The organism is Plantactinospora soyae (assembly GCF_014874095.1).
Classification (GTDB): domain Bacteria; phylum Actinomycetota; class Actinomycetes; order Mycobacteriales; family Micromonosporaceae; genus Plantactinospora; species Plantactinospora soyae.
The window spans coordinates 6,553,474-6,576,892 of the sequence record NZ_JADBEB010000001.1 but is presented as its reverse complement, the minus strand read 5'-3'; the positions used below and the strand labels follow the sequence as shown (position 1 = coordinate 6,576,892).

Genomic DNA, 23,419 nt, shown 5'->3' with positions numbered 1-23,419 from the left:
CAGTCGAGACCGTCCGGCGGCCCGCCCGCGTCACCCGGAAGTGCCGGCTCCGCCGCCACGATGCCCGCGACGAACGGCGGCACACCGCTCGCCGCCGCCGAAACTCCGCCGACGAACGACGGTGGCCCGAGGTGGCGGCGGTGGCTGGGCCGGCTCGGCGTGCTCGACTGGATCTCGGTCGGGCTGCTGGCCGTCGGGCTGATCTGCGTCCTGACCGGTCTGCTGCCGGCGCCGGAGGCGGACGACACGATGGGCAGGATCATGCCGATCCTGCTCTTCCTCGGCACGATCGTGATCGTGGCCGAGCTGACCGCCACCGCCGGGGTGTTCGACGTGATCGCCGGTCGCCTGGCCAGCGTCGCCCGGGGCAGCTACCTGGCGCTCTTCCTGCTCTGCGTGCTCTTCGCGTCGGTCACCACGATCGCGCTGAACCTCGACACCACGGCCGTGCTGCTCACCCCGGTGATGCTGGCGTTGGCCGCCCGGCTGGGCATCCCGGCGCTGCCGCTGGCGATGACCACTGTCTGGCTGGCCAACACGGCGAGCCTGCTGCTCCCGGTGTCGAACCTGACGAACATTCTCGCCGCCGGGCGGGTCGATCTGGAGCCGGTACCGTTCGCCGGCCGGATGTGGCTGCCCCAACTCGTCGCGATCACGGTCACCATGGCCGCGCTGTGGATCTGGTACTGGCGGCGGGGGCAGCGCGGGGCCGACCGGTTCGAGCCGCCGACGCCACAGCCCCCGGCCGACCGGGTGCTCTACCGTACGGCCTTCGCGGCCTGTCTGCTCTTCGTCGCCGGCATCCTGTTCGGGGTGGAGATCGGGCTCGCCTCGGCGGTGGCCGCCGCCATCGTCATCGTGGGCTTCGCGGTACGCGCCCGCGAGCGGCTGACCCTGGCCCTGGTTCCGTGGCGGCTGCTGGTCTTCGTCACCGGCCTGTTCCTGGTGCTCCAGACGGTCGGCCGGTACGGGCTGGACGACCTGGTCGGCGCGCTGGTCGGTACGGACCCCGGCACGACCGGCGCCTTCCGGGCCGGTGCCACCGGTGCGGTCCTGTCCAACGTGGTGAACAACCTCCCCGCGTACCTCGCCGGTGAGGCCGTGGTGCCGGTGGCCAACCACACCCAGTTGCTCGCGCTGCTGATCGGCACCAACGTCGGTCCGCTGGCCACCCCGTGGGCCTCGCTGGCGACCCTGATCTGGTACGAGCGCTGCGCCGCCTACGGCGTACGGGTGCCGCTGGGCAGGTTCATGGCGACCGGGTTGGTGCTGGCGGTCTGCTGCACCTCCGCCACCGTCGGCGCCCTGCTGCTCGTCTCCTGATCGGCCCCGGCGTCGTCGGCCCGCCGCAGCGCAGTCACCTCGGCCCGCAGGTGTCGGATCTCCGTCAGCAGGGCCGCCACGTCGGCCTTGGTCGCCTCGGTCGAACTCTCGGTGGTGGAGATCCGCTCGACGATCCAGGTGGCCAGCGACCCGGTGACGAACCCGATCAGCCCGATCCCGCCGATCATCAGACTCATCGCGACCAGCCGACCCGAGCCCGTCGTCGGATAGAAGTCGCCGTACCCGACGGTGGTGATGGTGACGACGCCCCACCAGAGCGCGTCCGGGTAGCTCGAGATGTTGCCGTCCGGGCTGCCCCGCTCGGCGTCGAGGATCGCCAGGGCCCCGACGCCGACCAGCAGCACGGTGGTGGCGCCGACGTAGACGGCCAACCGGCCTCGGGTCCACACCTCCGTCCGACGGTTGAGCACCAGCAGCGCGGTCACCAGGCGCAGCATCCGCAGCGGTCGCAGCACGGGCAGGACCAGTACGGCGAGGTCGAAGAGGTGGGACCGGAGGAATCGCCAGCGGTCGACGCTGAGCCCGAGCCGGACGAGGTAGTCGACGCCGAACAGGGCCCAGATGGCCGCGTCGGCCACTTCGCAGGCCACCCGCCAGCCCCGGGGCAGGTCCGGCTGGAGGATGGGCACCGCGTACGCCACGATGAACAGCACGGCGAGCGTCGTCAGCAGGCCGGCCGTCCGGCGCTCCCACCGGTCCACCCCGGTCCCGGAAGTAGTAGCCATGACACCGAGCATGCCCGAGCGCTGCTACCCGGGCCCGAGCCTGTGACCGGGTACGCCATCAACACACGGCTCCCTGCCGCACCAGCCCGGTGCAGTCGAAACGCATCACCGGACCGACGGACCCGGCGGCCGGTGGAGCCGGGAGCGGGCCGTTCGATCCGGGGAGGATCGATGCGTCGGTGTCACGGTGGTGACGGCCAGGACAGCGCCTGTGCCACACAGCGCGGCGGTCCAGCCGAGGATGGCGCCAGCGGTGGTCTGGTCGGCCAGGGCCCCGGCGAGCCAGGGGCCGGCCATCTGCCCGACGGCGAAGATGACGGTGAAGGTCGACAATGTGCTGGTCAGCTTTTCCGGCGGCGTGGCGGCACGGACCAGCGCGGTGACCGCGGCCGGTACGGCCATGAAGGTCGCGCCGTAGGTGAGGGCGGAGACGATCACGACCGCGGGGACGGGTTGGAGCAGCACGAGCGCGGCGGCACCGGCGATAGTGCCCAGCAGCACAGCGAGGATCCGGCCGCCCGGCCAGTATCTGATCGGGCGCTGCCACAGACCTGGCGCGACCATGACGGCAAGTCCGAGCAGGACCCAGGTGAGGGTCGTCTGCGTCGTTGAGGCGTGCCGGTCGGCGAGGTACGCCGACAGGAACGTGATGTAGGCGATGTAGCCGGCCGCGAACAGCAGGTAGACGACCGCGACCGGCCACAGCCGACGGACCGAGCTGGCCGGCTGGCCGCCGCTGACTGCGGTCGTCGGTCGGGCGGCGGTCCAGCTCACCGCCGCCGCCACGCCGGCGGCGACGGCGAGACCCGCCCAGGCGAGCGGCCAGCGTTGCGGATGCTGGTCCAGCAGAGGCGGGATAACCGCACCACTGAGCACGATCCCGAGCCCGGTACCGGCGAAGTAGACCGTGGTCGGGGCAAGGACCGCTCCGGCGATGAACACCATGGCTCCGGCGAACCCGGCCACCGCCCTGGCGGCGAGAAGTGCGGGATAGTGGGCACTGATGGCGGTCGCGGCGAGGGCGACGGTGCAGAGCACCATGCCGAGTCGGAACGTCGCCGCGACGCCCAGCCGGCGGGCGAGCGCGGCGGTGGCCGTTGCCCCGACGAGGTAGCCGAGCCCGTTCGCGGTGGTCATCGCGCCGGCACGGGCCAGATCCCAACGCAGTTGCTCGGCCATGGCCGGCAGCACCAGCCCGTAGGCGAACCGGCCGAGGCCGAGCGCCGACGCGGTGCCCAGCGCGAGGCGCGCCGACCGCCACCGCCACGTGGTCACACCGGTGTCCGCAGGCGCCGGTCGAGGAAGTCCGCGATGGTGCGGGCCAGCGCCACCCGGTGGTCGGACAGCGCGTGGTCGGTCGGGAAGAGCCGGTGTTCCAGCCGATGCACCGGGTGCGCCTGGTACGCCTCTACCAACGGCCGGTGATGCACGTCGGCGGGAGTGACCGTGTCCCGGCCGGTCCCGACGAGCATCACCGGCCGGTCCGCCAGACGCGGTGCGAGTCGGGCCAGACTCCACGCCTGCCCGGCGGCTTCCATCTCGGCGACGAGCGCCTCGCCGCTGGTGCCCCGCAGCGGTAGCAGCTCGCCGTCCCACGCCTCCACGTACGCGGATCGGACCTCCGGGTCGGCCAGGCTCGCCACTGACGCGGGGCCGAAGTCGAATCCGGCCACCGAGACGACCGCGCCCACCCCCGGGTCAGCGGCGGCGGTCATCAGCGCCGCGAACCCGCCGAGGCTGTGCCCAACCACGGCCAAGCGCCGCGGGTCCAGCCGGTGGGCGATGGAGAAGGCGTCCTCGCGGACGGCGGCCACCACCCGGATGGCGTCGTCGAGCACGTTGCGCCACGACCAGGAACCACCCACGCCCCACGAGCCGCGGTAGTGGAACACCAGCGTCGCGTATCCAGCGCGTCGTAGCGCCTGGGCGAGGTCGAAGTTGCGTTCGTTGCCCGGGAACCCGTTCAGCAGCACCACGACCGGATGAGGTCCGGCACCTGCCGGTATGTGCAGCACACCCAGCAGCGCCTCGCCGCCGCTGGTGACCGTCACCGCTGGCGTGCTGGCCGGCGGGGCGGTACTCAAGGGGTCGGTCACCAGGAAGTCGGCCGTCATGATCACCTCGCAGATGGAACCGATCGGTTCGATTGGGCGAGAGGCTAGCAGATACTTCGAACCGATCGGTACTATCTTCGTCATGCCCGTTGCCAAAGGCGCGACACTCGATCCCGCCCAGACTCGCGCCGGCATCCTGCGCGCGGCCACCCGGCTGCTGTACCAGCGCGGCCTTGACGGCATCGGGGTGGCCGAGCTGTGTTCGACGATCGGCGTGTCCAAGGAAACTCTCTACCGCCACTTCGGCTCGAAGGACGGGCTGGTGCAGGCGGTTCTGGAGGCGCGCAGCGACAGCATCCTGCGCTGGCTGCACGACGCCGTCACAGCGGCTGGCGAGGAACCGATCGATCAGCTCGCCGCCGTCTTCGACGCGCTTGGACGGTGGCATGACGAACCCACCTTCCGGGGCTGTGCCATCCTCAACGCGGCCGCCCAACACCACGACGGCCCGGCAAACGCCGTGGCCCGACAGCACCTGGACCGCCAGCTCGACCTGCTGACCGGTATCGCTCGCCGTGCTGGTGCCGCCGACGCTGTCAGCGTCGCCAAGCAGATGCTGGCCCTCAGGGTGGGCGCCACGGTCCTCGCCGACCACCACGCCGACGCCGACGCCGCCCGCCTCGCCAAGCAGGCAGCGCTCGCCCTACTCCAGTCTGCCCGCGCGACCCCGGCGGCGTAGCACCGCGAACGACTCGCCCGCCTACCTGCCCTGGCCTGTAAGGAAGGGCCCCTTCTTATCGTTTCTTGTATAAGAAGGGGCCCTTCCTAACACCCCTGAGCCGGCGAGGTGGTTACTTTTCGTCGGTGCGGAGGTCCCCCGGACGGTTCGGCGGCCAGCCGGACCCGGAAGCCGGTTGCCAGCCGGATTCTGGGAGCGCCGAGATCTTCCTACCGTGATCGACGGCCCTGGTTCGCAGGGCGAGTCGACCTCGAAGGAAGACCATCAGATGAGTGCACACAGCCGCCGAGACGTCCTGCTGGGCGCGGCCGCGGTGACGGCCGCCGGACTGACCCTCCAGCGAGGACTCCGGCCCCGGCCCGCAGTCGCTGGCCCACCGATCACCGCTGGTCCGCCGATCAGCAGCAGCCCGCCGATCGCCGGCGGGCCGCCACCGCTGGGTCCGGTGCGGGTCGGTCCGGACGATCCGCGCTATCCGGACCTGACCCGACGTGGCAACCGACGGTTCGTGGGGACGCCGGACGAGATCCGGGTGGTGGGCTCCACCGAGCAGGTGGCCGCCGCCGTGCAGGACGCCGTACGGGCCGGGCGGCGGGTCGCCGTGCGGAGTGGCGGCCACTGCTTCGAGGACTTCGTGGACGGCCCGGCGGTCCGAATGGTGATCGATCTGTCCGGGATGACCGGGGTCTACTACGACCCGCTCCGCGCCGCGTTCGCAGTGGAGGCCGGCGCCACGCTGGGCGAGGTCTACCGCCGGTTGTATCTCGGCTGGGGCGTGACGCTCCCCGGCGGCTCATGCCCGGGAGTGGGCGCCGGCGGGCACGTCGCGGGCGGCGGCTACGGCCCGCTGTCCCGGTCGCACGGGCTCATCGTCGACCATCTGTACGCCGTCGAGGTGGTCACGGTGGACCCATCGGGTACCGCCCGTACGGTGTTCGCGAGCCGGGAACCGGCCGACCCGAACCGGGAACTGTGGTGGGCGCACACCGGTGGCGGCGGCGGGAACTTCGGCATCGTGACCCGGTACTGGTTCCGGTCGCCGGGAGCCCGGGGGAACGATCCCGGCGAGCTGCTGCCCCGGCCGCCCGGGTCGGTGCTCAGCTTCACCGTCCAGTGGCCGTGGGAGGGCATGGACGAGCGGGGTTTCCGCCGGCTGGCCCGGAACTTCGGCACCTGGTGCGAACGGTACGGCCGGCCCGGTACGCCCGAGGCCAGGCTGTACGGCGAACTGTTGCTGTCCCGTCGCCCCGCCGGCAGCCACTCGCTGATCGGCCAGGTCGCCGGGGGTGCCGATGCCGTACGGCTGCTCGACGCGCACGTCGCGGCACTGGCTGAGGGCGTCGGCGTCACGCCGGTCCGTACCCAGGAAGACCTGCCGTGGCTGGCCTCGGTGCTCCGGGGCAACGGCGACGACGGCAAGCGGTGGCGGCTGAAGACCAAGGCGGGGTACCTGCGCAGGGCCTTCACCGACCGGCAACTCGCCGCCGCCTACCACCACCTGACCCGGCCCGACTATGCCAACCCGGCCGGCTCTCTCAGCCTCAACACCTATGGCGGGCGGATCAACGCCGTCCCGTCGACGGCGACGGCCACCGCCCAACGCGACTCGGTGATCAAGCTCTTCTACCTCGCCGGCTGGGTCGATCCGGCCGAGGACGCCCAGCACCTGGCCTGGATCCGCGAGTTCTACCGGGACATGTACGCCGACACCGGCGGGGTACCGGTAGCGGACGACGCGAACGACGGTTCCTACATCAACTATCCGGACGTCGACCTGGCGGACCCGGCCTGGAACACCTCCGGGGTGCCCTGGTCCGACCTGTACTACCGGGCGAACTATCCCCGGCTGCAACGGGCGAAGTCCCGTTGGGATCCCCGGAACGTCTTCCGGCACGCGCTGTCCATCCAGCCCGCGTAACGCGGCACCCGCGCCATCACCGGCGTCGCCGGCTCCGGCTCCGGCTCCGGCTCCGGCTCCGGCAAGAGTTCACTCGGTTGGCAACCATCTGGTTGGATTGATATCCTGGCTGACGTGCCGTACGACTCCGCCGCCACCCGCGCCCGTCTGATGGACGCGGCGTTCCACGAGTTCGCCGAGCGCGGGCTGGCCGGGGCTCGGGTGGATCGGATCGCGGCCGCCGCCCAGGCGAACAAGCAGGCGATCTACGCCTACTTCGGCTCCAAGGACGAGCTGTTCGACGCGATGCTGAGCGACCGCCTGGGCATGCTGTTCGAGTCCGTACCGTTCACCGCCGACGACCTGCCCGGCTACGCGGGAGCGTTGTTCGACGCGCTGCACGCCACGCCCGAGCTGATGCGGTTGACCCGCTGGCGTGCGCTGGAGCGTGACGACTCGCTGCCCGGTGGGGTCGAGTCCCACCTGACGAAGGCGCGCGAGCTGCGGGCATCGATGGGCCTGTCCGACGACGCGACCGCGATCGACGTCCTGGAGATCACGATCGCGATCAGCGGCGCCTGGACCGACATCGTCCCCGAACTGAAGGCGGTCGGGGACGAGGACATCGCCAAGCGGCAGCGGGCCCACCGCGCCGTCGTGGTGGCCGCTGTCGCCGCCCTCGTCGATTCCCTCACCAGTCGCACCGCCGACAACTGATCATGTCGGCTCCCCCGTGCGGAAGCCGCGATCCGGAAACGCCGGAAACGACCGCCGGCACCGCTCCCCGCGTACTACGACGGGAGGCGGTGCCGGCGGTCGGCCGTACGGACCAGATCAGACGCTGGCCCGTACGCCGTTGATCACCGTGGCGCCCTGCTGTGCGGGTACGCCGAAGTTCCGCAGGAAGGCCGCCGGGAAGTTGAGCGTCGGGGCGGTCAGCCCGTCGAGTTCGGCGAGGTGCTCCGGTCCGAGATTCACGTCGAGCGAGGCGAGGTTGGCCTCGAACTGCGCCACCGTACGGGCACCGATGATCGTCGAGCTGACGAGCGGCTGCTGCCGTACCCAGGCCAGCGCGACCCCGGCCACGGTGACCCCGAGGGAGTCGGCGATGCGTCGTAGCGCGTCGAGGATCTGGAAGGTGCGCTCGTTGAGGTGCTGGCCGACGAAGATGCCCCGCCCGGATCCGGCCGGGGTCTGGTTGTCGCGGGTGTACTTGCCCGTCAGCATGCCGTTGGCGAGCGGACTCCACGGCAAAACGCCGAGGTCGAGTTCCCGGGCGGCACCGAACAGCTCGCCCTCGGAGGTGCGTTCCAGCAGCGAGTATTCGACCTGGATGGCGGCGATCGGGGTCCAGCCGCGCCACTGCGCGAGGGTGGCCATCCGGGCCACGGCCCAGGCCGGGGTGTCCGAGAGGCCGACGTAGCGGATCTTGCCCGCCCGGACCAGGTCGTCCAGGGTGGAGATGGTCTCCTCCAGCGGCGTGTGCTGGTCCCAGTTGTGCTGCCAGTAGAGATCGATGTAGTCGGTGCCGAGCCGGCTCAGCGACCCGTCGACGTGCCGCCGGATGGCCTTGCGGCCCGTGCCGCCGTTGTTCGGGTCGGTCGGGTCCATGCTCAGGGCGAACTTGGTCGCGATGACGAGACGGTCGCGCAGCCCCGGGTGCCGGCCGAGGTACGAGCCGATCACCTGCTCGGAACGGCCACCCATGTACGCGTTGGCGGTGTCGATGAAGTTCCCGCCGGCCTCGAGGTAGCGGGACATGATCTCGGTCGACGTCTGCTCGTCGGCGCCCCACGACGGGTCACCGAACGTCATCGTGCCCAGCGCCAGCGGGCTGACCCGCAGGCCGCTACGTCCGAGGGTGCGGAAGTCGGTCAGGTTCACGGTGGTGTTGCCTTCCAGGGTCGGGGTTCGGCGAAGCCGGTGGTGCCACGGGCGCCAATAAATCCAACCGGATGGTTGGGCTCCCAACTGTAGGTGCCCAGCGAGCAGTTGCCAACCAGACAGTTGGTTTCAACCTGTGGTGGTCGTCTCCTGTGACGCACGAGGAAATTGGGACCAGCGAGGTGCACGGGAGGTGCGGTGGCGTCGCCCAACCCGAGGACATCGCTGATTCAGGTGCCGATCGACCAGCCGTCTGAGCCGATTCGGTCGACCGATCAGGCCGCCGGTCCCGCAGTGGTCACCAGCCGACGCTGGAGAGGCTGATCGGGGTCAGCCGGCGTACCTCGGGCTCGATCCACTGCGCGGCGGTGACGAGTTTGACCAGTCGGTCGATGCTCTCCGGTGGGCCGGCCACGAAGCTGCGCCGGTCCGCCGGGTTGCCGATCCGGGGATCGAACTCGGTACCGTCGAGGCTGCGCACCACCATGCCGGACTCGGTCGCGAGCAGCACCCCGGCCGGCAGGTCCACCGCCTCCGGCCGGTAGCCGATGATCCCGTCGATGTCGCCCCGGGCCAGCATCACCCAGGAGAGCAGCGGCGCCCAGAGTTGCAGCACCCGCCGGGCGGTGCTGTCCAGTACCACCTTCAGCGCGCGCAGGGTGCTGTCGTCCCGGCGTACCTCGTGTCCCTGGGTCCAGGCCAGCACCGGGGCCGCCGGCACCGGACGGGGCGGCACCCGCAGTGGCACCGGACCGGCGCCCGGGGCGGAGTACACGGAGACACCGTGGCCGCGCACCGCCGACCAGGTCCGCCCGGAGACGGGGTCGTGCACCACGCCGAGCACCGGGACCCGGTCCGCGCAGAGTGCCAGCCCCACCACGTACGCGGGCAGGCCGATCGCGATGTTGTTGGTGCCGTCGAGCGGGTCGACCAGCCAGGTCCAGACGCCGTCCTCGGCGGCGTACCGGCCGCCCTCCTCGGCGAATATCTCGTGGTCGGGAAAGCGTCCCCGGATCCGGTCCACGATCAGCCGCTCGGCCGCGAGATCCAGATCGGTGACCAGGTCACCGGCGCTGCCCTTCACCCGGATGTTGAGGTCGCCCCGGGAGCCCTCCCAGAGCACCCGGCCCGCCGCCTCGGCCGCCTGCACGGCGAACCCCTGAGCCTCCCGGAGGTCGAGCGAGGTCCCCGCCACGGTCCACGTGCGCTCCATCGCCAGTCCTCCAGCTCTCCGCGGTAACTACCGATCGTCACCTGTCATGCGTGTGCCGCCACCCGTTCAGCGATCGCCCGGGCCGCCCGGGCGGTCTCGGCCGCGTCGCAGCGATCCCGCCGCGACTGCTCGGTGCACCCGCGCAGCGGCCCGAGACTGAGGTCCCAGGCGCCGGGCGCGGTCCGGCCGAGCGCGACGGTGACGGCCTCCCGCCCGTCGGGCACCTCGGAGGTGTGGAAGCTGCCGGCCCCGAGGGCGTAGGTGGCACCGGCGGCATGCCGCTCCACGGTGCCGACGCCGGCCCGGACCAGCCGGGCGGTCGGCCGGATCTCGTCCAGGTCACCCCGGCTGTGCACCTCGTGGATCCGGTGCGTCGGTTCGGCGGAGGAGTCGGTCACGTCGATGATCTCGTTGCGTACCTCGCCGTAGAGCACCTGACTGAGCAGATCCCAGCTGTGTGAGTGGATCGCCGAGGTGACCGGGTGCGCGGCCGGACGGTCGGCCGCCCACAGGTGTACGCAGATGCCGTCGTCGCCGCTGCGGTCCACCGGCAGGCAGGTGAAACCGAGCGGGTGGCGTACCGCCCTGAGCGGGCGTCGACCCTCGGCGATCTCGGTCAGTACGTCGATCACCCAGGTGTGCACCAGGGGGCTCCCGGTGCCGCGACCGATCTCCCGGTAGAGCTCGGGATAGTTCATCATTCGTACAGATTCCTCGCCTGGATCGCCTTGACGATGATGTCCGATACCTCCCGATCGCCATAGGCTCGCGGTAGGGGGACACCGAGCGCCGCGAAGAGTCTCCGGGTCTGCTCGACCGACGGCTCGTCATCCAGCGGCACCTGCTTCGCCTGCTCGATCGGGACCCGACGGCTCTGCTCGCGGCTGTACTGCAACTCGATGCTATAACGATGGTAGTAGATTTCGCGGCGATCTATCCGGAGTGCCGGAGTCTGCGGATTCTCCTGGGTGATGATGACGCAACTCGACGACAGGTCGAAGCGGAACGTACTCATCTGAGTGGAGAGTCGTACCTCGATGTTGAGCAGGCCGGACCGCTGCTGGTGCCAGCAGGCGGCGAGCACGGTCGCGAACGCCTCCTTCCGGGTCCGGTCCACCGTCCACCGCTCGCCGGCGACGTCGGACCGGGGCGACAGGCTGCGCCGGAACTGCGCGTAGCGCTCGCACACCTGCTCGTCGGTGGGGTCGATGATCTCGATGCCGAAATCGAGGGTGCCGTTGCGCCGCCGGGCGTGCTCGATGCACTCCGGCAGGGTGACCGCCCGGGTGAAGGTGCCGGTGCCGCCCTTGAACTGCCATCGGTCGGTCTGGGACCGGGCCTCGGCGTGTGCGTGGCCGACCTCGGCGCCGTTGAGCACCCGTACCATCGACACGCTGTCGATCGCGGTCCGGGCCCGGGCGAGTACGCCGTCTTCGGCGGAGATCGCGGCGAGGTGCGGCAGCAGCGCGTCCATCCGGGCGGCGCTCTCGTTCAGCATCTTCCGGGTCGCCTTCTCGGCGTTGTCCCGGCGCCACCGCTCGCGGAGCAGGGCCTGCGCCAGCAGTGCGAGGATCAACAGGATCGCGCTGTTGACCACGTCCTCACTGGCATCGTCGGTTATCCCGAGGATGCTGACGGTGATCGCGACGACCAGCCCGAAGACGGCATCGAGATTGCTGGCCACCCAGCTGAGAAGGCGTGCCATTTCAACTCCCCGCCGACGGCGATTCGCTCATAGTAGCCCTAAGTAGATATCAGACCCGCCAATGTGGATCGAGGACGACCTCACCGGGGTCGTGCCGCGATCACCAGCGAGCCACCCAGACCCGGCAACAGCCGGGCCAGGGTACGCGACTTCACCCACCGGCCCCCGCGCAGCCGCCAACCGACGTAGTTGGACCGCACCCGGACCGGCTCCAGGTCGGCCCGGCGCAACACCTCGCGGAGCAGCGAGACCGTGAAGGGTCTGATGTGCAGCCAGAGGTAGGGGTGCAACGGATCCACCTGCCGTGGCGCCCGGCCGACCAGGAACCCGACCCGGTCCTGCACGGCCGCGAGGTTCGGCGTGGTCAGCACCAGCAGGCCGGACGGCGCGAGCACCCGCCGGCACTCCCGCAGCAGCGCGACCGGATCGTAGACGTGCTCGATCAGTTCGCCCATCAGCACACCGCCGAGCGAGCGGTCCCGGAACGGCAGCGGCCGGGTCGCGTCCAGACAGAGGCTCCCGACCGACGGCCGCCGGGCCAGGTCCAACGCGTCGAGGGCCAGGTCCGCGACAACGGTCGGCCAGGGCGGATCGGGTACGTCCGCCAGCATGCTCTCCGAGCCACAACCCAGCTCCAGCAGCGGCGGGCAGCCCGGTGGCGTCCCCGATCCACCGACGCCGGACGGGTTCGCCCGGGAGGTCGGGGCGACCCCGTCGAGCAGCATCCGGACGGCGATCTGCCGGCGGATCCGGTGGTACGGATCGGCGACGTACCGGCGTACCTCGGCCCCGTCGCCGTAGCGGTGCCGATTGGCCGCCCGCCCGTACGCCTCCGCGGTCCGTGGGGCGGATCCGGAAGGTGAACCGTCCATCACACCTCCCCTGTCTCCGCCGGCCCGACAGCCCCGGCGTGCCCGCCTGGAATCATCGAAACACGGGGAGCGGCCGTGGCGGCGGATCGACTCAGGAGCGCTCCAGCACCACCACCGGAATCTGTCGGGGTGCCTTGGCGGCGTACGTCTGGTAGGTGGGGAAGATCCCGGCCATCAACTCCCAGAGCCGGGGGCGTTCGTCGGGGTCCGCGAGCCGGGCCCGGGCGGTGAACCGGTCCGCCCTGACCTGCACCCGCACCTCGGGATCCGCCGTCAGGTTCAGATACCACTGCGGGTTGTTTACGGCGGCGCCGTTCGAGGCCACCACGACGTACCGGTCGTCGTCGACCCGACCGTAGATCAGGGCGGTCCTGCGCGGCGTGCCGGACTTCCGGCCCCGCGTGGTGAGCAGTAGCGTCGGAAAGCCGTTGTAGTCGTGCCCGTCGCGCCCGTCGCTCTCCAGGTACCGACGGATGTGCGCCGAGACCCACGCGGTCGGACTGTCCCGTACCTCGTCCTCGATCACCTAGTCGCCCCTCCCCTGCTGTCCGAACATCCGCGGCGGGTCGAGGTAGTAGACCTCTTCCCGCCCGATCAGTCCGCCGCTCACCGTGTAGAGCGACATCTTGCTGGTCGTGCCGCGTACCCCGGTCGGCAGATGCGTCTCGTCGAAGGTGAACCGGACGGCGAACCGGTCGCCGCGCAGGTACGGACCGTCCACCTCGACGCGGTGGATCTCGGTGTCGGCGGTCAGTCGCCGGCTATTGTCCATGATCGACGTCATTCCGCGCAGTTCGACCGGCGCTCCCCCGGTCTCCATCGGCGCGACCCGCAGCACGTCCGGCGCCATCAACTGGCCGACGAGGTCGAACCGGCCCTTGCGGATCAGCGACACGTACCGGTCCGCGACCTGTGGGACGGAGAGCGGCCGGAACTCGTCGGCGTGGTCGACGGCCCAGTCCCGGAAGCTCCGCGCCGGCACTGCGGTGACCTCCTCGACCGTCCGGGTCACCGGCTCGGGATCGGTGACCAGCGTCGCCCAGTACCCGAACGCCCCGTCCACGAAGTCGGCATTTGCCCACACGTCGACGAGGATCTGTCGCGCCTGCGCCACCGGGATCTCCAGCCAACGCACCGGACGGCCGATCACCTCGCCGATGATCCGTACCTGTTCCTCCTGGGTCAGCACCTCCGGGCCGGTGAGGACGTACCGCATCCCGAGGTGTTCCGGCCCGGTCAGCGCCCGGACCGCCACCTCCGCGATGTCGCGCTCGTGGATCAACGACCGGCCGGCGCCGCCGTACACCCAGCGGACCGTCGCGTCGGCGCGGATCTGACCCGCCCACTCCAGGGTGTTGGTGGCGAAGCCGCCGGGGCGGAGAAAGGTCCAGGTCAGCCCCGACTTCTCGATCAGTTGCTCGATCTCGCCCCAGACGCCGTTCAGGGCCGGCTCCTGGTCGTCCCGAACGGACATCGAGGAGACGTAGACGACGTGTCCGGCGTGCGCGGCGATCACGTCCAGCACCGGCGCGGCGCCCTCGGCGGTGGGGAACGGCCAGAGCAGGAACACCGCGTCGACCCCGGCCAGCGCTGCGGCCAGTTCTGCCGGGCGGGTCAGGTCGCCGCGTACCAACTCGACGCCGTCGGGCAGCTCGGCAGCACCCGGATCCCGCACCAGCGCCCGTACGGCGACACCCGCCGTCAGCAGTCCGCGCACCACGTGTCGGCCGATGTTGCCGGTCGCCCCGGTGACCAGGATCGTGACTCGTTCGGTCGTCACTGTTTCCTCCCTTGTGGGAACGGTGCCGGCTCTTCCGTCGCCGGCTGGTTCCGACGGAACCAACCCCAAGGCTCGGACTTAAACAAAGGTTCAAGTCAAGCTAGCCTGGACCGGTGACGACAATTTCCTGGCGGGCGGAAGAGCTCACGATCGGCGAACTGGCCGAGCGCAGCGGCGTACCCGCGTCGGCCCTGCGGTTCTACGAACGGCAGGGGCTGATCGGCAGCCGGCGTACCTCCGGCAACCAGCGGCGCTACCACCGCACTACGCTGCGCAAGGTCGCCTTCATCCGGGCCTCGCAGAGCGTGGGCATCCCGCTCTCGGTCATCGGGGAGGTCCTCGGCTTCCTGCCCGACGACGTCGCACCCACCCGGGAGTTCTGGCTCCGCGCCTCCGAGTGCTGGAGCACCGAACTCAACGGCCGGATCGCCCGGCTGGAACGGATGCGCGACCTGTTCACCGAATGCATCGGCTGCGGCTGCCTCTCGTTCGAGCAGTGCGGACTGGTCAACCCCCGGGACGTCCTCGGCACGGAGGGGGCCGGGCCGCACCGGCTCGGCTGAGCCGGACCGGACGCCGCCGGCTACGGGCGTTTGCGCGTGATCCGGGAATGGGTATCAGGGTCCTCGAACCCGGTGGATCCCCACGCCGGGCTCGAACCCATTCCCTAGCTGGGAGGCTCTCATGCGGTACGGATCGGTAGGCGGCGTCATCGTATTGATCTGGCTGATCATCGGCGCGATCGCGGCCGGACAACGCGGATACTTCGATCGGGACAACGACAACTGCGCCGAGGTCGGCACCACCGTCGTGACGGTCATCGCGGGCCCGCTGAACTACGTCGGCCTGAACCCCGAACTCGAGTGTGACGTGCCCCAACCCTCGAAGTGACCCTGCCAGCGGAGGCCGGCTACGGCGCGTCGAGATCGAGCTGCACGGTGGCGATCTCCCAGGCCCGTAGCGGCAGTCGTACCGCGCCGTCGGCACCGATCGGCAGGATCGCGCCGGGTCGACCCAACAGGTCGGCCCGGCGCGCCGCCGACAGCCGGCGACCGGCGCCGACGATCGCCGTCGTGTCCCGGGGATGCTCCGCCACCACCCGTACCTCGACCCGGCCGTCCCGGTCCCGGACGCTGGTCAGCACCACGCCGTCGCCGTCCACCCACAGGCCGGCGCGGTCGGGCGGAAGCTCCCCACCCGCTGGTCCGGCACCGGCGAACGCCAGCACCTCGTGCCGGTACGCCTCGGCCGCCGCCGACACCCCCGCGGCGTGCCAGCCTCCCCGGAACGGCAGCAGGGCGAACTCGGCGGTCCGCTCCCCCCGGCACTGCGCCAACGGCGTCGGCAGTTGTGGCCCGGCCGGCTCGTCCCGCATCGCGTTCCGGTTCCGGGACAGCATGCCGATCGACCGCAGCAGGGTCAGCGCCAGTTCACGTCCGCCGTCGACCAACTCGTACTCGCTCGGCTGGGTCAACAGCACCGCCAGCGAGCCGTCCGGTCCGCCGGCCGCCACGAACCCGGCCGCCGGATAGGTCGGCAACGGCACCTCACCACCCCCGCCCTCGCTGGTCAGTCCCCGGGCGACGACCGCGAACTGCCCCTGGGCGTACGACGTGTCGGCCCGGGACGGCAGCGGCAGGTGCAGCCGTACCCGATGGTCCTCCGACCGGTTGTCGAAACTCGTCGCCACCCGCAGGAACGGCTCACCCGCCCGCAGTTCCAGCCGGGTGGCCACGGTGACCGACTCGGTACGCACCGACCGGGTCCCCGCCGCCGGCTCCGCGCCCACCGGCCACCGGTAGGTACGCAGCACGTCCAGCACCGCGACGATCGGCCCCTCGTGCAGGATCGCGGTCCGGACCGACTGTGGCTTGTCGATCAGCGCGTCCGTCGCCGGTGCCGCGTAGTTGTAGCTGTCTCCGACGTCGCCACCGTCCACGATCCGACCGATCCCGTCGACCCGCAGCCCGTCCGGCGTGCGCAGCAGCAGGGTGCCGTCGTCGGCCACGTCGACGCGGAGCAGGCCGTTGTCCAGCATCCGCCCCCGGGCGACCACCGACGACGGCGAAGCGATGATCGATGCGGGCACCGGCACCGGTCGTACGCTGGTCCAACCCAGCGCGGGCAGCTCGACCAGGGCGGCGACCGCCGCCCGTGGCTCGGCGAGGATCCGTACCCGCCAGCGCCGGTCCCGGCCGGGCACGCCGCGGTCCGGACCGGACACCTCGTCCCGGGCGGCACCGTCCGGGGCCGCCGTGGCGGCGGCCAGTGCGGCGCGCACCTGGGCGACGTCGAACTCCGGGTCGCCGTGGCTGGCGACGTGGAAGGTGAGCGTTCCGGACCGGGGAGGGCGGCCGCTCGACGAGGCCGGGTGCGGGGAAGCCGGGCTGCCGGCGTTCTCCTCCTCCGGCGACGACACCGACCACCTGGTGATCTCCTGTCCGTACAGCTCGACGCCGTGTACCCGGGCCAGCACCATCGGCAGGGCCGGCTCGTCGTACCAGTCGTCGGCGAGCACCGTGGGCGTCACCCCGAGCCGCTGGGTGGGTACGACCGCACCGGCCCCGGTCTCCAACGCCACCGGTGCCCCGACCGAGGGCAGCGCCACGTCCAGTCGGACCAGGGCGGTCCGGGGCCGGGGCGTCGGATTGAACACGAGGTGGCCGTCCCGGGGAGTTTGGGCCGCACGCCGGGCGCCGACCAGGTCGTGCACCGCCCGGCCGAGCTGTTCCGCCTCGGCGATCCGGGTGGCCACCTGCTCGGCCGTCTCGTCGCAACCGCAGCCGGTCACCGAGTCGTGGCAGCTCGCCTCGATCAGCCGTACCCAGGCCATGTCCAGGAAGCGCTGCGCGGAGGAGTCGTACCAGAGTGCGGCCATCGGCTCCGCGTACCGCTCGACACACCGCTCGGCCCGGCCCATCGCCTGCTTCAGGTGTGCCCGGACCGAGTAGACCCCGGGCAGGATGTTGGCCCGGGCGTGCGAGCGCAGTTCGCCGCGTACCTCCGGCAGGCCGGTCACCTCCGTCGGCTGGTCGGCGAAGTACTCGGCCAGGGTGCCGACCCGCAGGCGCAGGCCGGTCTGCTCGGCCGCCCCGGCGAGCAGGTCGGGGGTGTTCGCCGCCGGGGCGCCGTGGTCGGCGCCGTACATCGCCAGCATCGGGGTCGCCGAGCCGCCCTCGGGCCGCCAACCGGACAGCCGTTCGGCCAGTTCGGCGGCGCGTCGGGTCACCAGCGCCGGGTTGTCCACCAGGCCGGCGGCGTTGCCGTAGCCGCCGTGCAGGTACTCGGTCCGGATCGCCGTGCCGTCCGGCGAGATCCAGGCGAAGGCGGAGGTACGGACCCGCTCCGGAACGCCCCGCCAGACGCAGGCATGGGCCAGCCCGGCACCGGCCAGGATCTGCGGCATCTGGGCGACGTGACCGAACATGTCGGGCAGGTAGCCGACCGGCATGGCGCCGCCGAACCCGGCCGACCGGCGCAACCCGAGTTCCAGGTTGCGGACGATGTTCTCGCCGGAGCAGAGGAACTCGTCCAGCAGGATCTGCCACGGTCCGACCGCCAGCCGGCCGTCGGCGACCAGGGCGGCGACCTGGTCCCGCCGCTCCGGACGTACCTCCAGGTAGTCGTCGACCGCGGCCAGTTGCCCGTCCAGGGTGAACCGCTGGCGCGGGTCGCGTTCCATCCGCTCGAACACCTCGTCGAGCAGGGCGACCAGCCGAAGCCGGAAGCGCTGGAAGGGCTCGTACCACTCCCGGTCCCAGTGGGTGTGCGGCACCACCACGATGGTCAGCCGCTCGGCCGCCGTCGCCCGTCTCTCCGCCGTCATCCGCTCGCCGCCTCTCCGCCCACCGCCGCCGGAGTTCCTTCCCCGAACCGACGGACCACCTGCTGACTCGTCGCGATGTCGGCCGCGCCGCCGGCCACACCGGTCCGGGGCGGCGTGCCGGCCGTGACCATCGCGTGGAAGGCGACCAGTTCCCGCTCGAACCCCGAGGCCGTACCCGGGAATCCGGACCGTTGCCGCACGCCGTCGGTCCCGTCCCGCAGCGTCAGGGTGGTCGGCAGGTCGAACCGGTACGGCGTTCCGAAGACCAGTTCGGCCGAGCCCCCGGCGTGGTGCAGGGTGAACGTCTCCCGGTACTCCGGATGCTCCGGCAGGTACAACCAGCGGATGGCGTACCGCCCGCCGGCCGGCAGCCGACCACTGATCTCCACCGACGGCTCCCGCCCCGGCGCCGGCTCGGCCGGCCAGAGCGCCACGTGGTCCACCGTGGACGGGCCGCCGGTGAGCAGCCGGAGCAGTGACAGGTCGTGCGAGATGCTGTTGATCATGATCCGGTACAGCGCCTGGGCGGACGGATCCGACCCGACCGCGGCCCGCAACAGCCCGTCGGCGGCGTCGCGGAGCGCCCGGACCCGGTCCGGGTCCACGTCGGCCGGCGACGGTGGCAGCCGGCGGTAGTCGAGCTGCCGCTCCCCGCTCGGATGCAGCACCGTCACCTCGACCGAGTGCACCGCCGCCGCGCCGCCCAGATCGTCGAGCCGGCGTGCCAGTTCGGCGACGGCCGGGTCGTACTGCTTCATGTAGCCGACCATCAACCCGGGTCGTTCGGCGCTGCCGGCCGGACCGGCCGGCTCGGTCAGCGCCGCCAGCTCGACCGTCTCGGCCCGGGTGTACGCGAGCGGCTTCTCGCAGCACACCGGTACGCCCCGGCGCAGCGCCGCCGCGGCGAGCGCTCCGTGCGAGCCCGAGGTGAGCAGCAGCAGCCCGTCGAATCCACCGGCGTCGAGCAGTTCGGCGCCGTCCCGGAAGCGGCGCTCCGCCGGTACGCCGTAGCGCTGGCCCAGCTCCCGGGTGCGCTGCGCCGACAGGTCGGCGACGGCCACCAGGTCGAACAGGTCGCGGCGGCGTTCCAGCAGTGGCAGATGCACCGTCCGCGCGATCACGCCCAGCCCGGCCACCGCCACCCTGATCCGCTCCGCCGAGGTCATGGCAGGCCCAGCCCGCGCAGGTACGCCCGGTTGGCCCGCTGCTCGGCCAGCATCGCGGGCACGTCGGGGCGCCCCGCCGGAGCATCCTGCTCCACCACCAGCCAGCCGGTGTAGCCGACCTCGCGCAGCGCGGCGAGCACTCCGGCGACGTCCACCCCGCCCGCGCCCAGCCGGCAGAACCCGCCGGCCGCCACCACCTCGGCCAGTCCACCGCCGGCCGCCCGGACCCGGCCGTGCGTGGTCCGATCGGCGTCCTTGACGTGCACCTGGCGGATCCGTGCGCCCCAGCGACGTACCGCCGCCACCGGGTCGCCGCCGGCCAACCAGAGGTGACCGGTGTCCAGGCACACCGAGACGTCGGTCAGCTCCAGCAGCCGGTCCGCCTCCGCCCCGGTCTCCACGTCGGTGCCGAGGTGGTAGTGGAACACCGGCTCGAACCCGCGCTCCCGGCACCGGTCGGCGGCCCGTTGCACCCGGGTGGCGAAGTCCGGCCACATCCCGGCCGGCAGGGCCAGGGCCGGGTCGACCGGAAGGCCGGGCCGGGCGAACCGGGCCGGAGTGCCGGGGCAGGCCAGCGTCGGCCGGGGCGCGAACCGGTCGTCGTCGACGGGCACGGCGGCGAAGACGTCCAGCGCGGCGTCCAGGCCGGGCAGGTCGGCGGCGAACCCGTCCGGATCGGCGAACCGCAGGTCGACCCAGCCACCGGCCAGGCCGAGCCCGGCCCGGTCCAGCCGCCGGGCGAGCCGTACGCCGGTGCCGAGGTAGCCGATCGGTCCACTGTCGACGCCCCGGTATCCCGCCCCGGCGAGTCCGGCGAGCAGGTCTTCCGGGCCCAGCGGTGCCGAGTCCGCCCGGTAGATGCCGAAGCTGACCGGTGCGTTCGCGACCCGGACCCGCCAGTCGGAAGCCACCGGAACGGGCCTCGCCGAAGCCAGCGGAACCGGCATGTCGATCGCCGGTACGGCACCGGATCCGCGGGCGCCCGGGGTCGAGGCGCCGAAGGCCACCAGTCGGTCGCCGGGCTCCGGCACGTCCGTCGTCACGCGCACAGCGCGACCACCTCCGTCCGGTACGACTCGAGCAGGTGCAACCCGTCGGCCCCGGGCAGCAGCACCCGGTCACCGTGCACCACCCGGCGACCGCCGTCGGGGCGTACCAGGACGGTGCCGTCGGCGTCCAGCGCGAGAAACTCGTCGCCGACCCGCAGCAGCAGCGGTGCGTCCGGCCCGGCCGACACGGCGGTACGACCGGCCCGCACCCCGCCGAGCAGGTCGTCGGGCTCGGCCAGCAGCCAGGTGGTGGGCGAGCCGATCACCGGACCGTCCCCGGGACGGTGAAAGTCGCTGCCGCCCACCGGTACGACATCGGGCCGCCAGGACTGGGCCCAGGCCAACGGCGCACCCCAGGTCCGGTCCCACCAGCCGGAGTGCCAGACCTCGGCCAGCCGGGGCCGGTTCTGCAGCGGATGCCGCCACGCGCAGTCGGCGCCGAGCGGATGGTTGATGGAGATCGCCCCGCCGCCCCGCTCCGCCGCGACCACCCACTCGTCCGGCGGCTCCCGGAAGTCGATCCAGCCCACCGGCCCGAAGACGTTGGCGTGACCCCGGTCCGTGGTCACCTCCTGGCCGGGCAGCAGCGTGATGCCGTATCGGGCGCCGGCCGGAGGTAGTTCCGGATGGTGGCTCACCGTGTTGTGGTCGGTGACCGCCAGGAAGTCCAGTCCCCGGCCGGCGGCCAGCGCGGCGAGTTCGGGAACGGTGCTGGTCCCGTCGCTGTGCACGGTGTGCGCGTGCAGGTCGCCGGCGAGCCAGCGCAGCCCGTCGACGGTCGGAAGTGACCGGCCGGCCGGGCGATCGGGGACGGGCGGCACGGCGGGGACCTCGGGTGGCGCCGGGCGATCCGGATCGGTCGTCACGGTCAGCTCGTACGCCAGGCCCTCCGGCGGGATCCGGTGCAGCCGCAGCAGCACCTGCCACTGCCCAGGCTCCAGGGCGCCGGGCAGGTAGCCGGGGGTCGCCCAGTCCACGGCCACGGTGTAGCCGTCCCGGGCGCCGCCCGACCAGCCCCGGAAGCCCGCCGCTCCCTGGCAGCCGAGATCCAGGACTCCGGCGGTACGCGGATAGTCCAGCCGTACCGTCAGGGCAGCCGTACCGGCCGGGACCTCCACCGGCACCGACCGGAGCACCTCGGCCGCCCGGTCGTCGAGGGTCCACCGCCCTCGGTGCACCGTACGCCGGGCGCTCACGCCGGCACCCCGGCCACCGGAGCCGGTCGGGGCGCACCGAGGAGTTCCCCGTCCCGGTAGAGCAGCGAACGTCCCTCCCGGGGCAGCACCCAGCCGGTGGCCCCGAGCGACGGTTCCCGGCCCTCCGGCACCACGACCTGACAGCTGACGCCGGCCGATCCGTCGGCACCGGGAAGGTCCAGCGAGACCAGCGAGCTGCTGCCCAGGTTCTCCACCACTACGACCTGGCCGGCCAGGGCGCCGTCCACCGCCTCGGCGTGCAGGTCGAGGTACTCCGGGCGTACTCCGTAGACGACCTGGTCGCCGTCGGCGACCAGGCCACGGGCCGCCTCGGGCACGGCGAGCCGGACCCCGGCGACGGTGATCCCGTCGCCGGTCACCTCGGCGTCGAGCAGGTTCATCGGGGTGGAGCCGATGAACCCGGCCACGAAGGTGTTCGCCGGCCGCCGGAACACCTCGACCGGGGTGCCGACCTGACGGATCCGGCCGCCGTCCATCACCGCGATCCGGTCGGCCAAGGCCAGCGCCTCGGCCTGGTCGTGGGTGACGAAGACGCAGGTGACCCCGAGTTCCCGCTGCAACCGCTTGAGAAAGGTCCGGGCCTCCAGCCGGAGCCGGGCGTCCAGGTTGGACAACGGCTCGTCGAGCAGGAACACCTGCGGATGGCAGGCCATCGCCCGGGCCAGCGCGACCCGCTGCTGCTGACCGCCGGAGAGCTGGGCGGGACGCCGGTCGAGCAGTGCGGACAGGCCCAGTTCGGCGGCGGTCTCGGCGGCCTTGTCCTGCCGGGCGGCCCGGCCCACCTTCTTGATCCGCAGCGGGTAGGCGATGTTGTCCTGGACCGTCATGTGCGGGAACAGGGCGTAGTCCTGGAAGACCATGGCCACGTCGCGGACGCCCGGTTGGAGGTTGGTGACGTTCCGCCCGCCGATCTCGACGGTCCCGCCAGTGGCCACCTCCAGGCCGGCGATCGTCCGCAGCAACGTGGTCTTGCCACAGCCGGACGGCCCGAGCAACGCGAAGAACTCGCCGTCGGAGATGGACAGGTCCAGCGCGTCCAGGGCCCGGACGCCGCCCGGGTAGACCTTGGTCAGTCGACTCAGGGTGATCGCGGACATCAGCGCTTGATCCCTCCGTGGAACCGGAAGCCGTACCGACTGCTCACGAAGACGAACATGAGCACGACCGGCAGCGAGTAGAGCAGCGAGAAGGTGGAGAGCAGCGCGAGATTCGCCTGGCCCCCCTCGGTGTAGAGGGTGTACATGATCACCGCTGCCGGAGCCTTGTCCGGGCTACGCAGCAGCAGGAACGGCACCAGGAAGTTGCCCCAGACGCCGGCCACCGCCCAGACCGCCACCGTGGCCAGGCCGGGTCGGACCACCGGCAGCACGATGTGCCGGACGATCTGCAACGGGCTCGCCCCGAAGACCCGGGCCGACTCCTCGTACGACGTCGGGGTCGAGTCCATGAAGTCCTTCAGGATGAAGATGGCCGCCGGCAGCAGCCCGCCGCTGAGGATCAGGATCACGCCCAACTGGGAGTCGATCAGGTTCAGCCGGAACGCCAGCTCGAACAGCGGCACCATGGTCGCCGTACCGGTGACGATCGAGGAGAGCAGCAGCAGGCCGTACAGGAGTGCGTCCCGGCCCGGTATCCGGACCCGGCTCAGCGCGTACGCGGCCAGCGCCGCGAACGTCACCACCAGGATTGCCGTACCGCCGGCCAGCACGATCGAGTTCCACAGGGACCGGACCGCGTACGGGTTGTCCAGCAGGGCCCGGAAGTTGTCCAGGGTGAACTCGGGCAGCGAGGTGGTGATCGTCGGTGTCCGGTCGAACGGTGCGGTGGCCAGCCAGAGCAGCGGCAGGGCGAAGAAGCCGAGCACCACGGAGACGAAGGTGTAGCGGCCGATCAGGGCCAGCGCACCCCGCCAGCTGCCCGTCATGGTCGCTCCCTCCGCCGCCGGACC

The 23,419-nt window shown here is 71.8% G+C and carries 22 protein-coding genes and 1 pseudogene; 6 read left to right on the top strand and 17 right to left on the bottom strand.

Annotated features, from left to right (window positions below; all coding sequences use genetic code 11):
- Nucleotides 1-60: 60 nt before the first annotated feature.
- Nucleotides 61-1,323, top strand: coding sequence for an SLC13 family permease (locus tag H4W31_RS28635; RefSeq protein WP_192769470.1), 1,263 nt, complete (start codon nucleotides 61-63; stop codon nucleotides 1,321-1,323).
- Here H4W31_RS28635 and H4W31_RS28630 read toward each other — a convergent pair.
- The 3 genes from H4W31_RS28630 to H4W31_RS28620 form a co-directional block, all read right to left on the bottom strand.
- The gene (locus H4W31_RS28630) at nucleotides 1,221-2,069 is read right to left on the bottom strand and encodes a potassium channel family protein (RefSeq protein WP_225945736.1); all 849 of its coding nucleotides are present in this window, start codon (nucleotides 2,067-2,069) and stop codon (nucleotides 1,221-1,223) included. The genes H4W31_RS28635 and H4W31_RS28630 overlap by 103 nt on opposite strands.
- A 105-nt stretch (nucleotides 2,070-2,174) precedes the next feature.
- On the bottom strand, nucleotides 2,175-3,344 hold the full coding sequence (locus H4W31_RS28625) for a YbfB/YjiJ family MFS transporter (protein WP_192769468.1): 1,170 nt from the start codon (nucleotides 3,342-3,344) through the stop codon (nucleotides 2,175-2,177).
- Nucleotides 3,341-4,183 (bottom strand): alpha/beta hydrolase family protein, encoded by an 843-nt coding sequence (locus H4W31_RS28620; RefSeq protein ID WP_192769467.1) that lies wholly within the window; start codon nucleotides 4,181-4,183, stop codon nucleotides 3,341-3,343. Before H4W31_RS28620 ends, H4W31_RS28625 begins: the two co-directional genes overlap by 4 nt.
- A gap of 82 nt (nucleotides 4,184-4,265) precedes the next feature.
- Here H4W31_RS28620 and H4W31_RS28615 point away from each other — a divergent pair, with 82 nt between their 5' ends.
- The 3 genes from H4W31_RS28615 (at nucleotide 4,266) to H4W31_RS28605 (ending at nucleotide 7,476) form a co-directional block, all read left to right on the top strand.
- A complete protein-coding gene (locus H4W31_RS28615; RefSeq protein WP_192769466.1) occupies nucleotides 4,266-4,862 on the top strand; it encodes a TetR/AcrR family transcriptional regulator in 597 nt (198 codons plus the stop codon).
- A 268-nt stretch (nucleotides 4,863-5,130) separates the two neighbouring features.
- A complete protein-coding gene (locus tag H4W31_RS28610; protein ID WP_192769465.1) occupies nucleotides 5,131-6,780 on the top strand; it encodes an FAD-binding oxidoreductase in 1,650 nt (549 codons plus the stop codon).
- Between the two features lie 114 nt (nucleotides 6,781-6,894).
- Nucleotides 6,895-7,476: a TetR family transcriptional regulator gene (locus H4W31_RS28605; RefSeq protein ID WP_192769464.1), complete on the top strand. Its 582-nt coding sequence runs from the start codon at nucleotides 6,895-6,897 to the stop codon at nucleotides 7,474-7,476.
- 117 nt (nucleotides 7,477-7,593) lie between these two features.
- Here the strand turns inward: H4W31_RS28605 and H4W31_RS28600 are convergent, their stop codons facing one another.
- The 8 genes and pseudogenes from H4W31_RS28600 to H4W31_RS28570 all read right to left on the bottom strand — a co-directional run.
- On the bottom strand, nucleotides 7,594-8,643 hold the full coding sequence (locus H4W31_RS28600) for an aldo/keto reductase (RefSeq protein WP_192769463.1): 1,050 nt from the start codon (nucleotides 8,641-8,643) through the stop codon (nucleotides 7,594-7,596).
- A 298-nt stretch (nucleotides 8,644-8,941) separates the two neighbouring features.
- Nucleotides 8,942-9,856, bottom strand: coding sequence for an inositol monophosphatase family protein (locus H4W31_RS28595; protein ID WP_192769462.1), 915 nt, complete (start codon nucleotides 9,854-9,856; stop codon nucleotides 8,942-8,944).
- Between the two features lie 44 nt (nucleotides 9,857-9,900).
- A complete protein-coding gene (locus tag H4W31_RS28590) occupies nucleotides 9,901-10,557 on the bottom strand; it encodes a hypothetical protein (RefSeq protein WP_192769461.1) in 657 nt (218 codons plus the stop codon).
- Nucleotides 10,554-11,561 carry a hypothetical protein gene (locus H4W31_RS28585; protein ID WP_192769460.1) on the bottom strand — a complete coding sequence of 336 codons (1,008 nt, stop codon included), beginning with the start codon at nucleotides 11,559-11,561 and terminating at the stop codon, nucleotides 10,554-10,556. Before H4W31_RS28585 ends, H4W31_RS28590 begins: the two co-directional genes overlap by 4 nt.
- An 80-nt stretch (nucleotides 11,562-11,641) precedes the next feature.
- Nucleotides 11,642-12,433: a methyltransferase domain-containing protein gene (locus H4W31_RS28580; protein WP_192769459.1), complete on the bottom strand. Its 792-nt coding sequence runs from the start codon at nucleotides 12,431-12,433 to the stop codon at nucleotides 11,642-11,644.
- A gap of 91 nt (nucleotides 12,434-12,524) precedes the next feature.
- Entirely contained in the window at nucleotides 12,525-12,956 is a 432-nt protein-coding gene (locus H4W31_RS28575) for a nitroreductase family deazaflavin-dependent oxidoreductase (RefSeq protein WP_192772463.1), read from the bottom strand.
- Nucleotides 12,957-12,959: 3 nt separating this feature from the next.
- Entirely contained in the window at nucleotides 12,960-13,328 is a 369-nt protein-coding gene (locus tag H4W31_RS43215) for a nuclear transport factor 2 family protein (RefSeq protein ID WP_318783753.1), read from the bottom strand.
- Between the two features lie 36 nt (nucleotides 13,329-13,364).
- Nucleotides 13,365-14,213: pseudogene (locus H4W31_RS28570) on the bottom strand (SDR family oxidoreductase); the annotation flags it as partial.
- A 122-nt stretch (nucleotides 14,214-14,335) separates the two neighbouring features.
- Between H4W31_RS28570 and soxR the strand changes: the two are divergent.
- On the top strand, nucleotides 14,336-14,776 hold the full coding sequence (soxR, locus tag H4W31_RS28565) for a redox-sensitive transcriptional activator SoxR (RefSeq protein ID WP_404825734.1): 441 nt from the start codon (nucleotides 14,336-14,338) through the stop codon (nucleotides 14,774-14,776).
- A 121-nt stretch (nucleotides 14,777-14,897) separates the two neighbouring features.
- Nucleotides 14,898-15,104 (top strand): hypothetical protein, encoded by a 207-nt coding sequence (locus H4W31_RS28560; protein WP_192769456.1) that lies wholly within the window; start codon nucleotides 14,898-14,900, stop codon nucleotides 15,102-15,104.
- Nucleotides 15,105-15,123: 19 nt separating this feature from the next.
- Here H4W31_RS28560 and H4W31_RS28555 read toward each other — a convergent pair whose 3' ends face one another.
- The 6 genes from H4W31_RS28555 to H4W31_RS28530 are packed head-to-tail and all read right to left on the bottom strand — an operon-like array spanning nucleotide 15,124 to nucleotide 23,395.
- Nucleotides 15,124-18,039, bottom strand: a complete 2,916-nt coding sequence (locus H4W31_RS28555; protein ID WP_192769455.1) for a glycoside hydrolase family 38 N-terminal domain-containing protein — start codon at nucleotides 18,037-18,039, stop codon at nucleotides 15,124-15,126.
- Entirely contained in the window at nucleotides 18,036-19,205 is a 1,170-nt protein-coding gene (locus H4W31_RS28550) for a Gfo/Idh/MocA family protein (RefSeq protein WP_192769454.1), read from the bottom strand. The genes H4W31_RS28555 and H4W31_RS28550 overlap by 4 nt, the downstream gene beginning before the upstream one ends.
- The gene (locus H4W31_RS28545) at nucleotides 19,202-20,254 is read right to left on the bottom strand and encodes a sugar phosphate isomerase/epimerase family protein (RefSeq protein ID WP_318783452.1); all 1,053 of its coding nucleotides are present in this window, start codon (nucleotides 20,252-20,254) and stop codon (nucleotides 19,202-19,204) included. The genes H4W31_RS28550 and H4W31_RS28545 overlap by 4 nt, the downstream gene beginning before the upstream one ends.
- Nucleotides 20,245-21,450: a CehA/McbA family metallohydrolase gene (locus H4W31_RS44460; protein WP_192769453.1), complete on the bottom strand. Its 1,206-nt coding sequence runs from the start codon at nucleotides 21,448-21,450 to the stop codon at nucleotides 20,245-20,247. Before H4W31_RS44460 ends, H4W31_RS28545 begins: the two co-directional genes overlap by 10 nt.
- Nucleotides 21,447-22,568, bottom strand: coding sequence for an ABC transporter ATP-binding protein (locus tag H4W31_RS28535; protein ID WP_192769452.1), 1,122 nt, complete (start codon nucleotides 22,566-22,568; stop codon nucleotides 21,447-21,449). The genes H4W31_RS44460 and H4W31_RS28535 overlap by 4 nt, the downstream gene beginning before the upstream one ends.
- Nucleotides 22,568-23,395 carry a carbohydrate ABC transporter permease gene (locus H4W31_RS28530; protein WP_192769451.1) on the bottom strand — a complete coding sequence of 276 codons (828 nt, stop codon included), beginning with the start codon at nucleotides 23,393-23,395 and terminating at the stop codon, nucleotides 22,568-22,570. The genes H4W31_RS28535 and H4W31_RS28530 overlap by 1 nt, the downstream gene beginning before the upstream one ends.
- Nucleotides 23,396-23,419: the final 24 nt, after the last annotated feature.

Coding starts and splice junctions, on each gene's coding strand:
- H4W31_RS28585 (WP_192769460.1), bottom strand. CDS start 11,561: ATGGCACGCCTTCTCAGCTGGGTGGCCAGCAATCTCGATGCCGTCTTC.
- H4W31_RS28630 (WP_225945736.1), bottom strand. CDS start 2,069: ATGGCTACTACTTCCGGGACCGGGGTGGACCGGTGGGAGCGCCGGACG.
- H4W31_RS28555 (WP_192769455.1), bottom strand. CDS start 18,039: ATGACGGCGGAGAGACGGGCGACGGCGGCCGAGCGGCTGACCATCGTG.
- H4W31_RS28580 (WP_192769459.1), bottom strand. CDS start 12,433: ATGGACGGTTCACCTTCCGGATCCGCCCCACGGACCGCGGAGGCGTAC.
- H4W31_RS28635 (WP_192769470.1), top strand. CDS start 61: ATGCCCGCGACGAACGGCGGCACACCGCTCGCCGCCGCCGAAACTCCG.
- H4W31_RS28590 (WP_192769461.1), bottom strand. CDS start 10,557: ATGATGAACTATCCCGAGCTCTACCGGGAGATCGGTCGCGGCACCGGG.
- H4W31_RS28530 (WP_192769451.1), bottom strand. CDS start 23,395: ATGACGGGCAGCTGGCGGGGTGCGCTGGCCCTGATCGGCCGCTACACC.
- H4W31_RS28535 (WP_192769452.1), bottom strand. CDS start 22,568: ATGTCCGCGATCACCCTGAGTCGACTGACCAAGGTCTACCCGGGCGGC.
- H4W31_RS28620 (WP_192769467.1), bottom strand. CDS start 4,183: ATGACGGCCGACTTCCTGGTGACCGACCCCTTGAGTACCGCCCCGCCG.
- H4W31_RS28560 (WP_192769456.1), top strand. CDS start 14,898: ATGCGGTACGGATCGGTAGGCGGCGTCATCGTATTGATCTGGCTGATC.
- H4W31_RS28595 (WP_192769462.1), bottom strand. CDS start 9,856: ATGGAGCGCACGTGGACCGTGGCGGGGACCTCGCTCGACCTCCGGGAG.
- H4W31_RS28610 (WP_192769465.1), top strand. CDS start 5,131: ATGAGTGCACACAGCCGCCGAGACGTCCTGCTGGGCGCGGCCGCGGTG.
- H4W31_RS28550 (WP_192769454.1), bottom strand. CDS start 19,205: ATGACCTCGGCGGAGCGGATCAGGGTGGCGGTGGCCGGGCTGGGCGTG.
- H4W31_RS28615 (WP_192769466.1), top strand. CDS start 4,266: ATGCCCGTTGCCAAAGGCGCGACACTCGATCCCGCCCAGACTCGCGCC.